The 14,565-nt window shown below is 65.2% G+C and carries 9 protein-coding genes; 5 read left to right on the top strand and 4 right to left on the bottom strand.

The features are described from left to right. Positions 1 to 78 precede the first annotated feature (78 nt). Positions 79 to 1,080, top strand: a complete 1,002-nt coding sequence (locus G4L39_RS04140; RefSeq protein WP_165106142.1) for an SDR family NAD(P)-dependent oxidoreductase — start codon at positions 79 to 81, stop codon at positions 1,078 to 1,080. Positions 1,081 to 1,116: 36 nt separating this feature from the next. Next, entirely contained in the window at positions 1,117 to 2,406 is a 1,290-nt protein-coding gene (locus G4L39_RS04135; RefSeq protein WP_165106141.1) for a glutamate-5-semialdehyde dehydrogenase, read from the top strand. A 36-nt stretch (positions 2,407 to 2,442) separates the two neighbouring features. On the opposite strand, the gene G4L39_RS04130 is transcribed toward G4L39_RS04135, so the two are convergent. Together G4L39_RS04130 and G4L39_RS04125 are read right to left on the bottom strand one after the other, a co-directional pair. Then, complete coding sequence (locus G4L39_RS04130; RefSeq protein ID WP_165106140.1) at positions 2,443 to 3,084, bottom strand: 5-formyltetrahydrofolate cyclo-ligase; 642 nt, start codon at positions 3,082 to 3,084, stop codon at positions 2,443 to 2,445. A 3-nt stretch (positions 3,085 to 3,087) separates the two neighbouring features. Further along, entirely contained in the window at positions 3,088 to 4,404 is a 1,317-nt protein-coding gene (locus tag G4L39_RS04125) for an AAA family ATPase (protein ID WP_165106167.1), read from the bottom strand. 387 nt (positions 4,405 to 4,791) lie between these two features. Between G4L39_RS04125 and G4L39_RS04120 the strand changes: the two genes are divergently transcribed. The 3 genes from G4L39_RS04120 (at position 4,792) to G4L39_RS04110 (ending at position 9,005) form a co-directional block, all read left to right on the top strand. Then, the gene (locus tag G4L39_RS04120) at positions 4,792 to 7,209 is read left to right on the top strand and encodes a glycoside hydrolase family 127 protein (protein WP_165106139.1); all 2,418 of its coding nucleotides are present in this window, start codon (positions 4,792 to 4,794) and stop codon (positions 7,207 to 7,209) included. 168 nt (positions 7,210 to 7,377) lie between these two features. After that, complete coding sequence (locus G4L39_RS04115) at positions 7,378 to 7,749, top strand: hypothetical protein (protein ID WP_165106138.1); 372 nt, start codon at positions 7,378 to 7,380, stop codon at positions 7,747 to 7,749. 224 nt (positions 7,750 to 7,973) lie between these two features. Then, a complete protein-coding gene (locus G4L39_RS04110) occupies positions 7,974 to 9,005 on the top strand; it encodes a pectate lyase family protein (RefSeq protein ID WP_165106137.1) in 1,032 nt (343 codons plus the stop codon). Positions 9,006 to 9,659: 654 nt separating this feature from the next. Here the strand turns inward: G4L39_RS04110 and G4L39_RS04105 are convergent. Beyond that, the gene (locus tag G4L39_RS04105) at positions 9,660 to 13,154 is read right to left on the bottom strand and encodes a pyruvate carboxylase (RefSeq protein ID WP_165106135.1); all 3,495 of its coding nucleotides are present in this window, start codon (positions 13,152 to 13,154) and stop codon (positions 9,660 to 9,662) included. Positions 13,155 to 13,293: 139 nt separating this feature from the next. Next, positions 13,294 to 14,532 (bottom strand): ArsB/NhaD family transporter, encoded by a 1,239-nt coding sequence (locus tag G4L39_RS04100; RefSeq protein ID WP_165106134.1) that lies wholly within the window; start codon positions 14,530 to 14,532, stop codon positions 13,294 to 13,296. Between the last annotated feature and the right edge of the window lie 33 nt (positions 14,533 to 14,565).

The raw sequence follows: 14,565 nt of genomic DNA, 5'->3' as shown, positions 1-14,565 counted from the left end.
CCCGGGGCGGGGCGCGGTCCGCGACCCCGATGTGTCAATCCTGTCACGCAAACCCAACAACCCTGTCGGGAGGAAACGGTGAAGGTCCTGGTTACCGGCGGTGCCGGGTTCATCGGCTCGCACCTTTGTGAGCGGTTGCTGGCCGCGGGTCACAGGGTGTGGGCTCTGGACAACCTGGACCCGTTCTACGATCCGGCCATCAAACGACGCAACCTGCGCGAAATCGCGAGGGCCTCCGACCGCTTCACCTTTGTCCAGGGCGACATCACCGAACCGGAGCCATTGCGCGCCCTCTGTCATGACGTTCGGTTCGACCAGATCGTGCACCTGGCCGCGCGGGCCGGGGTGCGACCCAGTCTCGAACAGCCGGCCCTCTACCAACGGGTCAACGTTGAGGGGACGGTCCACGTGTTGGAAGCCGCGCGCCAGAGCGGCACGCGCAAGCTGGTCCTGGCCTCCTCCTCCTCGGTTTATGGCTGCAACGCCAAGGTGCCGTTTTCCGAGGATGACCCGCTCACCGCCCCCATTTCACCCTATGCGGCCAGCAAAATCGCCTGCGAAGCCCTGGGCCACGTCTACCACCACGTCTACGGACTGGACATCGTCATGCTCCGGTTCTTCACCGTCTACGGACCGCGTCAGCGACCCGACCTCGCCATCCACAAGTTTGCCCGGCTCATCCGCCAGGGCCGGCCCATCCCGGTTTACGGCGACGGTTCCTCCGCCCGCGACTACACCTTCATTACGGACATCCTCGACGGAGTGGAGGCCTGCATGCAGCACGAGTTCGGCTACGAAATCTTCAACCTGGGCGACTCCCGACCCGTGCGGCTGGATCGGCTGATTGAACTGCTCGAACAGGCCCTGGGCCAACCGGCCCAACGACAATGGTTACCGGCCCAACCCGGCGACGTCCCGATCACCTACGCCGACATCCGCAAGGCCGGCACCCGCCTGGGTTATCAACCCCGGGTCCCGCTGGAGGAGGGCCTCCAGCGGTTCGTCGCCTGGTTCAACACGGTTTCCCATCCACACGAAACCCCCTCTGCAGACCCCGCAGCGCCCGAACGTTCAACCTGACTTTGCGCCGCACCCGACCCGCGCTAAGCTGGGCCCATGACTCTGCAGGAACAACTGACCGAGCTGGCGCGCCAGGCACGGGCCGCTTCGCGAACCCTGGCCCTGCTCACCACCGACGAAAAAAACCGTTGCCTGCGCGCCATGGCCGATGCCCTGGAACGGGAAACCGCCGCACTCCTCGAGGCCAACCGACGCGACATGGAAGCCGCCACGGCCGCAGGGCTGCGCCCGGCCATGCTGGATCGGCTGCGCCTGGACGAAAAACGCGTCGCCGCCATGGCGCGGGGCCTGCGCGAAGTGGCCGACCTGCCGGATCCCGTGGGCCGCATCCTCGAGGAACGGGTCCGGCCCAACGGACTGCGATTGCGCAAGGTCGCCGTGCCCATCGGCGTCATCGTCATTATTTACGAGGCACGCCCCAACGTCACCGCCGACGCCGCCGGGCTCTGTTTCAAATCCGGCAACGCCACCATCCTGCGCGGAGGCCGCGAAGCCCTGCATTCCAACCAGCTCATCGCACAAATCCTGGTCTCGGCCGGACGGGAAGCCCTCGGCGACCGGTTCCCCATGCAGGCCATCCAGGTGGTTCCCACCACCGACCGGGAAGCCATCCCCATCCTGCTTTCGCTCACCCAGTACGTGGACCTGTGCATCCCGCGCGGCGGCGAGGGCCTGATCCGCGCCGTGGCCGAATGCAGTCGCGTGCCCGTCATCAAGCATTACAAGGGAGTCTGCCACGTGTACGTGGATGGTGAGGCGGACCCGGACATGGCGGAGCAGATCGTGCTGAACGCCAAATGCCAGCGCCCGGCCGTCTGCAACGCGATGGAAACCCTCCTGGTGGACCGGAGGATCGCCCCCTCCTTTCTCCCGCGCATCGGCCGCGCCCTGGCCGCGCGCAAGGTCCAGATCCGCGCCTGCCCCGCCGCCCTCGAAACCCTGCGCAGCCTCCAGAGCGACCCGCCCCTGGAACTTCGACCGGCCACCGAACAGGACTGGTACACCGAATACAATGACCTCATCCTGAACGTGCGCGTCGTCGACGGCGTCCGGGAAGCCATCACCCACATCAACAACTATGGCAGCGCCCACAGCGACGCCATCGTCACCTGCAACGAACAAACCGCACAAGAGTTCCTGGCGGGCGTGGACGCCGCGGCCGTTTATTGGAACGCCTCCACCCGCTTCACCGACGGCGGCGAGTTCGGCATGGGCGCCGAAATCGGCATCAGCACCGACAAGGTGGGCGCGCGCGGTCCGATGGGGTTGGAGGAACTGACCACCTACAAGTGGATCGGCTACGGCCAGGGACAGATCCGCACCTGATCGAGCCACCCTTTTCCCCCGACCGCCACTGGACTCTTACCGGGTCGAAACAGCCGGGTCCTGTCCGGGTGGTTCGGGCCCCTTCAATTCCACTTCAAACCACCCGCCGGCGGTCACCACGGCGTGCATGCGCACGTCGTGCGGCAGTGCGGGCAAACGCCCGGTCCACTGGCACCGGAACGCCACCCCGCAACGAAAACCGTGCGTCAGGTGCAGCATCCGATCGTAATGACCGCCGCCGCGTCCCAGCCGCGCGCCCCACGGATCAAACGCCAGCCCCGGCACCACGATCAGGTCCGGTTGATCCCAGCTCAGAGCCGGCAGTTCGGGTCGGGGCTCTTTCACACCGTACCGACCGTGGCACAGGTCCTCTTCGGGCCGCGTCACCAGCGCCGGCACGTAGGCGTCCCGGACCGGATCGTATCTGGGTAAGGCCAGTTGCCTGCCCTCCTCCAGCGCTCGCCGCCACAACGGCCGCACGTCCGGTTCCCCCGGCAAAGGTGCGTACAACAACACCACCCGCGCCCGTTGCCAGGGCAGGCTGCCGGCCAAAACTTCACAAATCCTGCAAGACTCGGCCATTCGATCGGCCTCGGGCATCGCCGCCAGGCGATGCCGCATTTCCGCGCGCCACCGGGCCTTGAGCCTTTCGATCGCGGTCGGATCCGGCGGGATCATGGGTCATTCCGCGTTGTTCCGGGGCGGGGTGGAAGCCGGCGGCCCACCGCCCTCCCGCAGGCTGCGCCAGTACCGAAGGCGTTCCTGAATCCGTTTTTCGGCCCCCTGGTCGCCGGGCTCGTAAAACACCTTGTCCACGCCCAGGTAATCCTGGGGCACGAAATGCCCGGGATGATCGTGCGGGTACTGGTAACCCACGCCGTGGCCCAACCGTTCCGCGCCCCGATAGTGGGTGTCCCGCAGATGGCGCGGAACCGGCTGCGTGCGGTTCTGTCGGACGTCGGCCAGAGCCGCCTCAATGGCCTTGTAGGCGCTGTTGCTCTTGTAGGCGGTGGCGATATACACGGTGGCCTCCGCCAGGGGGATGCGGGCCTCGGGCCAGCCCACCCGTTCGGCAGCCTGCTGCGCCGCCACGGCCAACACCAGCGCCATGGGATCGGCCAGGCCCACGTCCTCGGCCGCACAGATCACCAGCCGGCGCGCAATGAATCGGGGGTCCTCACCCGCATGGATCATCTTGGCAAGCCAGTACAGGGCAGCGTCCGGATCGCTGCCCCGCAGCGATTTGATGAAGGCCGAAATGGTGTCGTAATGCGCGTCCCCGGCCGCATCGTACACCACCGCTTTTTTCTGGATGCTCTGCTCGGCGGCGGTCAGGTCCACCCGGATGATCCCGTCCGGTCCGGGCGGGGTGGTCAAAGCGGCAATCTCCAGCGCGTTGAGCGCCTTGCGCGCATCGCCATCAGCCACGCGCGCCAGGTGACGTAACGCCTCCTCACTGACCTCCACCCGCATATGCCCCAGCCCCCGCTCGGCATCCGCAAGGGCCCGGCGCATCAGCACCAGCAACTCCTCCTCCGTGAGGGGTTGGAGCTCGAAAATCTGCGACCGCGACACCAACGGCGCATTCACGAAGAAAAATGGATTCTCGGTTGTCGCACCAATCAGACGGATCACACCCGACTCAACCTCCGGCAACAGCACGTCCTGCTGGGCACGGTTCAACCGGTGAATCTCGTCCAGAAACAACACGGTGGGCCGACCCGTCCGTTCCAGGCGATGCGCAGCAGCAGCCAGCACCCGGCGCACCTCCGCCACCCCGGTTTCCACCCCGCTCAACCGTTCGAAATGCGAACGGGTATGGCGGGCGATGATTTCGGCCAGCGAGGTTTTCCCCGTCCCGGGCGGGCCGTACAGGATGAGCGATTGGATGCGATCGGCCTCGATCGCCCGGCGCAGCAACCGGCCGGGCCCCAGGATGTGAGTTTGCCCGACAAACTCATCCAGCGTCCGCGGCCGCATCCGGGCCGCCAAAGGCATGGTGGGCGGTATCGAAACCGACGCCGTTGCGTCGGCAACCGCCTCCTCCTTCCGCGCGCGATTGAACAGGTCGTCCTCGGGCACGGAACCAAGGGTAGGCCCGCCCGCCGGGACGCCCAAGCCGGAAAACCGTCCCCGCACATGGCCGGGAGACACACGGAAAATCCGGGGTCGAAACCGGTCAGCTCGCACGACCACCAACCGCACAAGGAACAACCCGGCGTCCCCACTCCGCGGATGCCCTGATTCCAGCACCTCGGCACCAGCCCGGCTGTCCGGTCGGCTCCGGCCCCAGCCGGCCCTGACAAGCCCTTGAAAGCGCCCCTGTAAGGGACGCGGGAATTGGAGGTTGACAGCCCCGGCACGGGCCACCCAGCCTGCACAGCGATGCGCGCGTTTAGCCTGCTTCTTCTGACGGCCCTCCTTGGGATCCCGGCACGGCTCGCAGCGGATTACCCGGTGCAGCCGGTCCCCTTCACCCGGGTCCAACTGACCTCCGGTTACCTCGCCGCCCGCCAGGCCACCAACCGGCTCGTCACCCTCCCCTTTGCCCTCCAGCAGTTGGAGGTCTCCGGCCGACTCAAGAACTTCGACCTCGCCGCAGAAGTCATGCGCCGACGGGCCGCCGGCGAAACCAACTACCAGATCAAACCGCCCACCGAATTCCCCTTCGATGACTCGGACGTGTACAAGGCAATCGAGGGTGCCTCGTTCTGCCTGGCCCTGCACCGCGATCCGGCGCTGGCGGAGCGCCTGGAAGCAATGATCCAACGGATCGCCGCCGCCCAGGAGCCGGACGGTTACCTGTACACCTGGCGCACCATGCACCCGGACGAACCGGCCCACCCGTGGATCGGAAAGGAACGCTGGGTCAAATCCCCGGAGCTCAGCCACGAGCTCTACAATCTGGGACATTTGTATGAGGCCGGCGTGGCCCATTCCCTGGCCACCGGATCCCGGTCGTTGCTGGACGTTTGCCTGAAAAGTGCCGAACTGCTGTGGCGGGACTTCGGCGACGGCGAACCCCGCATTGCACCCGGGCATCCGGTCATCGAAATGGGGCTGGCCAAGCTGTATCGGGTGACGGGCGACGCCCGCTGGCTGACCCTGGCACGGTTTTTCCTGGAATGCCGCGGCCAGAGCGGTCGAACCTACAGCCAGGATCACCTCCCCGTGGTGCAACAACGGGAAGCCGTGGGTCACGCAGTCCGGGCCAATTACCTCTATTGCGGCATGGCCGACGTGGCCGCCCTCGGCGGAGACACCACCTACTGGAACGCCATCGTGCGGCTCTGGGACGACGTGGTCGGCACCAAACTCCACCTCACCGGTGGCTGCGGCGCCCGGGCCTCGGGCGAGGCCTACGGCGAGGCCTACGAGCTGCCCCACCGCTGTTACAATGAAACCTGCGCCGCCGTCGCGTTCCTGTTCTGGAGCCATCGCATGTTTCTCATGACCGGCGACGGCCGTTACATGGACGTCTTCGAACGCACCCTCTACAACGGCGCACTCAGCGGCGTCAGTCTCGCGGGTGACCGCTTCTTTTACCCAAACCCGTTGGAAGCCGACGGCACCTACGGTCGCTCGCCCTGGTTCGGCTGCGCCTGTTGTCCGCCGAACATCTTCCGCCTGCTCGCTTCCCTGGGAGGATACTTTTATGCGCTCCAGGGCGACCGCTTGTTCGTCAACCTGTACGGTGCCAGCCTGCTGGAAACCTCCATCAGCAACGTCCCCCTGCGGCTGGAACAAAGCACGGATTATCCGTGGAACGGGGACATCCGCTTGCGACTCCATCCGGCCCGGCCGACGCCTTTCACCCTCTGCCTGCGCATCCCGGGCTGGGTACGCGGCCAACCGCTTCCCTCCGACCTCTACCGCTACGAGGACGCGTCTCCGGCCGATTGGTGGGTGGAGGTCAACGGTCGCAGGGTGGCCCGCGATCTGGATCGGGGCTACCTGCGCGTGACCCGTGAATGGTGCGCCGGCGACGAGGTCCGCATTCACTTTGCCATGCCGGTCCGGCGTGTCCTCGGTCACCCGCGCATCGCCGCCACGCACGATCAGGTTGCGCTGGAGCGTGGTCCCACCGTCTACGCCTTCGAAGGCATTGACAACCAGGGATCGGTGTTCGACATCGTCCTGCCCCGAGAAGCCCGTGTGAGGGCGTGGTACCGACCCGATCTGCTCGGGGGCGTGACAGTCCTGGAAATCGACGGCGCCCAACGGGTAATCCGGACCGAATCCGGAGGCCGAACCACCCGCCCCACCCGTCTGACGGCCATCCCCTACGCCACCTGGGCCAACCGCAGCCTGAGCCCCATGACCGTCTGGGTGGCTCGGACGCCCGACCGCGCCCGGCCCGCACCACGACCCACACCCGCACTCAACGCCCGGCTGTCCGTTTCCTTCGCCCGCGGCGGCATGTCCCCGGAACCGATCCGGGACCAGCTTTACCCCGCCGATTACCCCGACGGCCAGGCCCGCCAATTCGATTTCTGGCCCCGCAAAGGCACGGTCGAATGGTTGCAGTACGACTTCGACGCCGAGCAGGAATGCCGCGCCGTCACCGTGTCCTGGTTCGATGACACCGGCACCGGCGAATGTCGCCTGCCGGTCTCCTGGCGCGTCCTCTATCGCGACCCCCAGGGACAATGGCAGCCCGTCCAAGCCTTGGACGACTACGCCATTCGCAAGGCCGACCCCGTACGCGTGAGGTTCGAACCCGTGCGCACCCGGGCACTACGATTGGAACTCCGACTCCAACCCGGCTTCAGCGCCGGCCTCTACGAGTGGGAGGTCGAATAACCGATCAACCCTGCAAAACCGGAGATCCCTGCCGACCCGCTTTTCCCTGGCTGCAACTGAAACCTCGGAAACCCGCCCGCCCAATGGCCCCTCACACCCCGGCGGGCTCCACATCGCCGCTCAAATCCCCTTGCCAAGCTTCCGCCAACCGTGTCAGCCTCCGGCGACATGAAGAAGGCTTTGGCACTTTTGCTGGCACCTTGGTTGCTAACCGGTTGCACGGCCACATTCACCAACCTGACCCCTCGGCAAATGCCGAGGAGCCCCAACAACCTCTATCCGGTCGAAGTGGCCTTTAACAGCCGACAACAATCGCTGCGCTGGGACAGCATCGACCCGAAAGTAATCGTCAACAACCAGTCGTTCCCGCTGCGACCCGTCCCGATGGTTCGCAACCGTTGGGAAGGCCAAATCCCGGTGCCGCCCGGAACCAACCTCATCCACTACCGGTTCCGCTTCGATTTCCTCTACAACGCCGTCGGAGGCCCTCAACCGGACAGCGCACTCTCGCCCGATTACAGCTTGAAGATCCTGGACTGAGCCGAGACGGCCAGGACGGTACCCATGGTAAATCCGCCCCGCCCACCATGCAGAAGTCCGTAACCGTTAAGGAACCATCCCCACACCGCTCCGACCGGGTGCACAGCTTGTACCCGGGGGAATCCTGCGCCACCTTTGAGAGGCCAGCAGCCCAAACACCGAAACCGACCAACTCCAAAGCTCGGACCATGGTTTACCCGCCAGAGCTCCCCGCGTGCGTACCCATGCAACCCCGATCCATAAGACCCGGCCCGTCACGCCCCGCCCCCGCCTCCCGCGCCACTTGGGTCACTCTCGTCCTGGCATGGTTCGCCACCTTCACCCCGGCCTTCACCCAAGAGCCAAACTTCGATCCGGTGGGTTTCGCCCACGTCGGTTCACCCACCGTGGGCGGCGGAAACGCGGAGCCGATTCCCGTCCGAACCGTGGAGGCACTGATCGCCCTGGCCTCGGCCGACGGGCCCAGGGTCCTCCGTATCGAAGGCGAGCTGAACCTCCAGGGACGAACCGTGCGGGTCGGATCCGACAAGACCCTCGTGGGCGCCGGTCAGGGCGCGGTGCTCCAAAACGGTACCCTCCTCCTCCGCCATGCCACCAATGTAGTCATCCGTAACCTGATCATCCGAAATGCCCCCGAGGATGGCATTACCCTGTATGGTGCACGCCGCGTCTGGATCGACCACTGCACCATCATGGACTGCGGCGACGGGCTCGTGGACCTGACCCATGGCACGGACGAAGTCACCATCTCCTGGTGCCGTTTCGGATACCAAAACCTGCGCAACCAGCACCGCCTCGCCAGCCTCCTCGGTGCAAGCGACCGCGACACCGCCTGCCGCGACCGACTCCGCGTGACCTACCACCACAACTGGTGGGATCAGGGATGCCTCGAGCGCATGCCCTCGGTCCGCTTCGGCCGTGTGCACGTGTTCAACAATTACTACCGCGCCCCGGGCAACCGGTACTGCATCCGCTCCCGCCTCTTCGCCGAGGTCCGCGTCGAGTTCAACTGGTTCGAAGACGTGCAAAACCCGTGGGAAGTCTACGTCACCACGGGCGACCAGGGCCGGTTGTTCGCCGCCGGAAACGTGGAGGTGCGAACGGTCTGGAAGGCGTCCGACCGACGCGTCCTGCTGGTGCCCGGAACGGATTCGGTCTTCGTGCCGCCGTATCCATGGCGCCCGGATCCGCCCCATCGCATTCCGGACTGGGTCACCCAACATGCCGGAGCCGGCCGCGGCCCCTTCGCTCCCTGACCCCATCCGGCGCGGTCCGGATCCCGCACTCGGCCCGCCACCGCCGATCGGCCGATTGCAACCGTTTTCTCCCAACGCCGAACCGGTTTTTCGGGTTCTCGACCCGTACGCAACGCAGACGTCGCCCCCGCGCATCCACCTTACCGCCCCCAAAGGCCGATCCACCACCGACCACCCCTCCGGGCACGGCCGCCACCACAGCGGAGCCGGCACCCCACCGCACGCACGGTTCTCCACGGGCTTCCACTTCCGACAAAGGCTCCCCCGGCTCGCACTCCACGACCTCCGAAACATTGCGCTCAACCGGTCCGCACCCGGCACCACCCCACTCCCGGGGACTTCGGCACCGCGGTCTGCTGTCCGGTCTCTGGGAGCTTTCTCCGCCCGTTTGTGCGGTTCTCAAAAACCCTACGCCCTGTTACCACTTCTGCGGTCCCCGCTCACCGGCCGATTGCCCTTCAAGACACACTCCGGCCCCGCCACGCCCGCTGGGAGGCACCGGGAACCATCGGGACGCCAGATCCCACGGTTTGTCCCGGGCCCGGACACGGACCCGGCGGGATGTAGAACTCAGTGACTTAAACCGCGCGGCGTTGCAGGGGTCTGAACAACAGGCCGCGTCTTCCCACCGCCCCGGTGTTTTTCATCACACCGCTAATCGCGCTTGGGACTTTCGGAGGTCACGGGACGAAGCCGCACCAACAGGTCCTTGGCTTCCACCACGTCACCGGGAGCCACCAGGATCTCGGCCACCTCCGCATCCTGCGGTGCCGGAACACTGGTCTGCATCTTCATCGCCTCCAGGGCCAGCAGTCGGTCGCCCTTCCGGACGGTCATGCCCACGCGGATCGGCAACGTGGTGATGACCCCGGGGATCGGGGCACCCACCTGCCAGGGATCCTGCGGATCCGCTTTGGGTCGGGATTTGACCCTGGGCTGGACGGACTTGTCCTCGATCACGACCTGGCGCGGCATCCCGTTCAGCTCGAAGGCAACCACCCGTTTGCCCTCGTCGTCCACCGGGCCGACGCTGATCAACCGAATGTACAGGGTCTTGCCCGGTTCCAGGTCCACGGTGATCTCCTCGCCGGGCTTCATCCCGTAGAAGAACGCCGGTGTGGGCAGGACGGAGAGGTCGCCATAGGTTGCCTGAATCTTTGCGAACTTCAAAAACACGTCCGGGTACATCAGGTAGGAGTACACGTCATCCAGCGTGGCCTCGCGGCGCAGACGCGTGCTCAACTCCCGCTGCACAGCCTCCAGGTCAATGGGTTTGAGACGCGCCCCGGGCCGGCCCCGGTAAGGTTTGCGGTCGCCCAGCACGATCTTCTGCAATTTGCGGGGCCAACCACCGGGCGGTTGACCCAATCCGCCCATGAGCATGTCCACCACCGACTCCGGAAAGGACACGCTGCCCGGCTTCAGCTTCAGCACGTCCGCCGGCTTCATCCCGCGGCTCACCAGGAAAATGGTCATGTCCCCCACCACCTTGCTGCTGGGCGTGACCTTGACGATGTCGCCAAACAACTGGTTGACCTCGGCATAGGTGCGCTCGATCTCGGGCCAACGATCCAGCAACCCCATGGCCGCGGCCTGTTCCTTGAGGTTGGTGTACTGGCCACCGGGCATCTCATGCACATAAACCAGGGCACTACCCGAGCGGGGCGAGGTGTCGAACGGCGCGTAGTATTCGCGGACCACCTCCCAGTAGTCGGCCAGCTCATTGAGAGCGTCCAGATCCAATCCCGTATCGCGCGGATGTCGCTGCAGCGCCGCCACAATCGAATTGAGACACGGCTGACTGGTGGAACCGGACAAGGGCGCAATCGCCAGGTCCACAATGTCCGCCCCGGACTCAACCGCCGCCAGTACGCTGGCCGAGGCGATCCCGCTGGTGTCGTGGGTGTGGAAATGCACCGGCAGACCGATCTCCTCCTTCAACGCCTTCACCAGCGCCCGGGCGGCAAACGGTTTGCACAAGCCGGCCATGTCCTTGATGCCCAGGATGTGCGTGCCCATCCGTTTCAGTTCCCGGGCCAGTTTCAGGTAATACTCCAACGAGTACTTGGTCCGGCGCGGATCCAGAATGTCACCCGTGTAGCAAATGGCACCCTCGCACAAGGCGTGCGTCTCCTGCACCGCCTCCATCGCAACCTTCAGGTTCGGCAGGTAGTTCAGGGAATCGAAGATCCGGAACAGATCGATGCCCTGCGCGGCCGCGTGTTTTACAAAACCCGCCACCACGTTGTCGGGATAATTGGAGTAACCCACCGCATTGGCCCCGCGAAAGAGCATCTGGAAACAGATGTTGGGGATCTGTTCCCGCAGGCGCCGCAACCGCACCCACGGGTCCTCGTGAAGGAAGCGCATGGAGGTGTCGAACTTGGCCCCGCCCCACATCTCGAGGCTGAACAGGTTGGGCACGCGCCGCGCCAGCACGCCGGCCACCTGTTCCATGTCATACGTCCGCAGCCGAGTGGCCAGCAGGGATTGGTGTGCGTCCCGGAACGTAGTGTCCGTAATCAACACACGCTCCTGCGCCAGAATCCATTCGCTGAACTTTTTCGGTCCCAGCTCCAGCAACAACTGTCGGGTGCCCGGAGGGGGCGGCTGCCGTAAATCACACGCCGGCACGCGCGGCCTGGGCAGGGATTTCGGCTGCCAACCCTTGGCCTGGGGGTTGCCGTTGACAATCACCTCGCCCAGGAAGGTCAGCAGCTTGGTGGCACGGTCCCGCCGCGGGGTGAACCGGAACAGCTCCGGCGTGTCGTCAATCATCGTGGTGGTGGCCGCACCCCGGCGGAAGACCTCGTGCCGGATCACATTCTCCAGAAAGGGGATGTTGGTCTTCACACCCCGGATGCGGAATTCCCGGAGCGCGCGGTCCATCCGTTGACAGGCGATCTCGAACGTCCGACCAAAAGCCGTGACCTTCACCAGCAGCGAATCGTAGAACGGGGTGATCACCGCACCCGCAAACCCCATCCCCCCGTCGAGCCGGAGACCGAAACCGCCCGCGGATCGGTAGGTCAAAATCCGACCATAATCCGGAGCGAAATGATTCTCCGGATCCTCCGTGGTAATGCGGCACTGAATCGCATAGCCGTTGCGCGGAATCTCCTCCTGCGGCGGAATCCCCACCTCGGGATCAAACAGGGAATGCCCCAGGGCCACCAGGATTTGCGATCGGACCAGGTCAATGTTGGTGATCACCTCGGTGACGGTGTGCTCGACCTGGATCCGGGGGTTCATCTCGATGAAGAACCACTCGCCCCGGTCCATGTCCACCAGGAACTCGATCGTTCCCGCATTGTCGTACCGGATCTCCCGGGCGATGCGCAGAGCCGCATCGCAAATCGCCCTGCGCAACTCCTCGTCCAAACCCACGGCCGGGGCCACCTCGATGACCTTTTGATGCCTCCGCTGCACCGAACAATCCCGTTCATGCAGGTGCACCACGTTGCCGTGTTGATCGCCCAGAACCTGCACCTCAATGTGCTTGGCCCGGGGAATGTAGCGTTCCAGAAACACCGCCGGGTTGCCGAAGGCCTTCTGTGCTTCGGCCCGGGCCTCCGCCAGCAAAACCTCCAGCTGCGAGGCATCCCGAACCACCCGCATGCCCCGGCCGCCCCCGCCAAATGCCGCCTTGATCATCAGCGGAAAACCAATCCGCCGCGCCCATTGCAAGGCCTCCCGACGGTCCCGCACCGGCTCCGGTGTCCCCGGCAGGGTCGGCACCCCCACCCGCTCGGCCACCGCCCGCGCCGCCGTCTTGTCCCCCATCAGCTCCAGCAGCTCCGTCCGCGGCCCCACAAAAATCAGACCCGCCTCCCGGCACGCCCGCGCAAAATCCGCGTTTTCCGAAAGGAACCCGTACCCGGGATGGACCAGGTGAACGCCCTTCTCCTTCGCCAAACCCACGATCCCCTCGATGTCCAGGTACGCCCCCACCGGGCCCTTGCCCTCGCCCACCACATAGGCCTCATCGGCCTTGAACCGGTGCATGCAAAACCGGTCCTCCTGCGCGTAAATGGCAACCGTGCGAAATCCCAATTCGGTCGCGGCACGAAAAATCCGGATGGCGATCTCGCTTCGATTCGCCGCCAGCAGTTTCCTGGGCTCTTGTTGAACAGCACTTACAGGGTTCATCAGATCGCCGCCATTCTGGAGACCCGGTCCCCTCCAGACAATCCGGAAGCCGCAGTTCCCCGGGGGCCGGCCGCCGACGGCAGCCCGAAACCGCCGTCTGCTGCCACACTCCCCCACAGACCGCCCGACCCCAACCCCTCTATCCCAACCACAACAACAGGCAAAGGCCCAGCACGGTGCTCACCACCGTAACCGGAATGCCGAAGCGCGCATAATCCCAAAACCCGATCTCGCAATGCCCCCGCGCAGATTCCACCACGATGATGTTGGCCACCGAGCCCAAAATCGTCAGGTTCCCCGCAAACGTGGTCGCCAGCGCCATCACTTTCCACATCAACTCCGGGTTGGCAAAGTTCGGGATCCAGCGGCCTGCTACCAGCACGAACGGCACGTTCGAAAATATGTTCGATCCCACGACCGAGAACCAGCCCATGTGCCAGGCCTGCGACGCGGCCGTGGTACCAAACAACGGCCGCACGTGCGCATACCAGTGGTCCGGCAACCCGGTCCGGTTGAACCCCTCCACCACCACAAACAACGCGGCAAAGAATACCAGCAAGTGCCAGTCCACCTGTCGCAACACCTCATGCGTGTCACGCCGCGCCAGCACCATCAAAAGCGCAGCCCCGCCCAGCGCCGTCCACGGCAGGTTCCACCCGGCCAGAAACCCGCCAAACACGCCTGCCAGCACCCCGAGACTCAACAACACCAGCCGCCGGTCCATCGGCGGAGGCGGCCCTGTCGGACGCCGAATCCGGGCAGCCCGCAACACGCGCCGCCACCCCAGCCACAACACAACAAAAGCCACGATCAACCCCACAACCGCCGGCACCACCAGCGACCGCACAAAGCTGGTGAATGAAATCCCCGACATGGAACCGATGATCATGTTCTGCGGGTTGCCCACCAGCGTGGCCACGCTCCCCAAATTGGCACTCATGGCCAGCGCCAGCAGATAGGGAGCCAGTGGCAATCCCCCGCGCACCATCACCGCCACCACCAACGGCGTCATCATCACGCACACCGTGTCATTGACCAACAACGCCGAGGCCACCCCCGACACCACCATCAACCCGGCCAGCAACCGCACCGGCGTCCGCGCCAGCCGCAGGATCCGGTCCGCACACCACTCAAAAAAACCCGCCAGGTGCAGGTACGCCGCGATCAACATCATCCCCAGCAACAGAACCAGCGTGTCATAGTCCACGGCCCGGTAGGCCTCCTCGGGCGTCAGCACGCCCGCCACCACCATCAACACCGTGCCCAGCACAGCCGCAGCCGGCCGGTTCAGCGGCAGTACCTTCAGCCGCCGACCGCTGATCAACAAATAGGTCAGCCCGAAAATCAAAATGGCGAACAGCTCCGTGCGTGAGTCCATGACACCGACCTTTCCCGACAATCGCGGTCGGAC

Source organism: Limisphaera ngatamarikiensis, from assembly GCF_011044775.1.
Taxonomy (GTDB): Bacteria; Verrucomicrobiota; Verrucomicrobiia; order Limisphaerales; family Limisphaeraceae; genus Limisphaera; species Limisphaera ngatamarikiensis.
This window is presented reverse-complemented; position numbering and strand designations above follow the sequence as displayed.

Excerpts from the sequence above, each read along its gene's own strand:
- G4L39_RS04135 (WP_165106141.1), top strand. The coding sequence starts at position 1,117 with ATGACTCTGCAGGAACAACTGACCGAGCTGGCGCGCCAGGCACGGGCC.
- G4L39_RS04130 (WP_165106140.1), bottom strand. The coding sequence starts at position 3,084 with ATGATCCCGCCGGATCCGACCGCGATCGAAAGGCTCAAGGCCCGGTGG.
- G4L39_RS04125 (WP_165106167.1), bottom strand. The coding sequence starts at position 4,404 with ATGCCTTTGGCGGCCCGGATGCGGCCGCGGACGCTGGATGAGTTTGTC.
- G4L39_RS04120 (WP_165106139.1), top strand. The coding sequence starts at position 4,792 with ATGCGCGCGTTTAGCCTGCTTCTTCTGACGGCCCTCCTTGGGATCCCG.
- G4L39_RS04115 (WP_165106138.1), top strand. The coding sequence starts at position 7,378 with ATGAAGAAGGCTTTGGCACTTTTGCTGGCACCTTGGTTGCTAACCGGT.
- G4L39_RS04110 (WP_165106137.1), top strand. The coding sequence starts at position 7,974 with ATGCAACCCCGATCCATAAGACCCGGCCCGTCACGCCCCGCCCCCGCC.
- G4L39_RS04105 (WP_165106135.1), bottom strand. The coding sequence starts at position 13,154 with ATGAACCCTGTAAGTGCTGTTCAACAAGAGCCCAGGAAACTGCTGGCG.
- G4L39_RS04100 (WP_165106134.1), bottom strand. The coding sequence starts at position 14,532 with ATGGACTCACGCACGGAGCTGTTCGCCATTTTGATTTTCGGGCTGACC.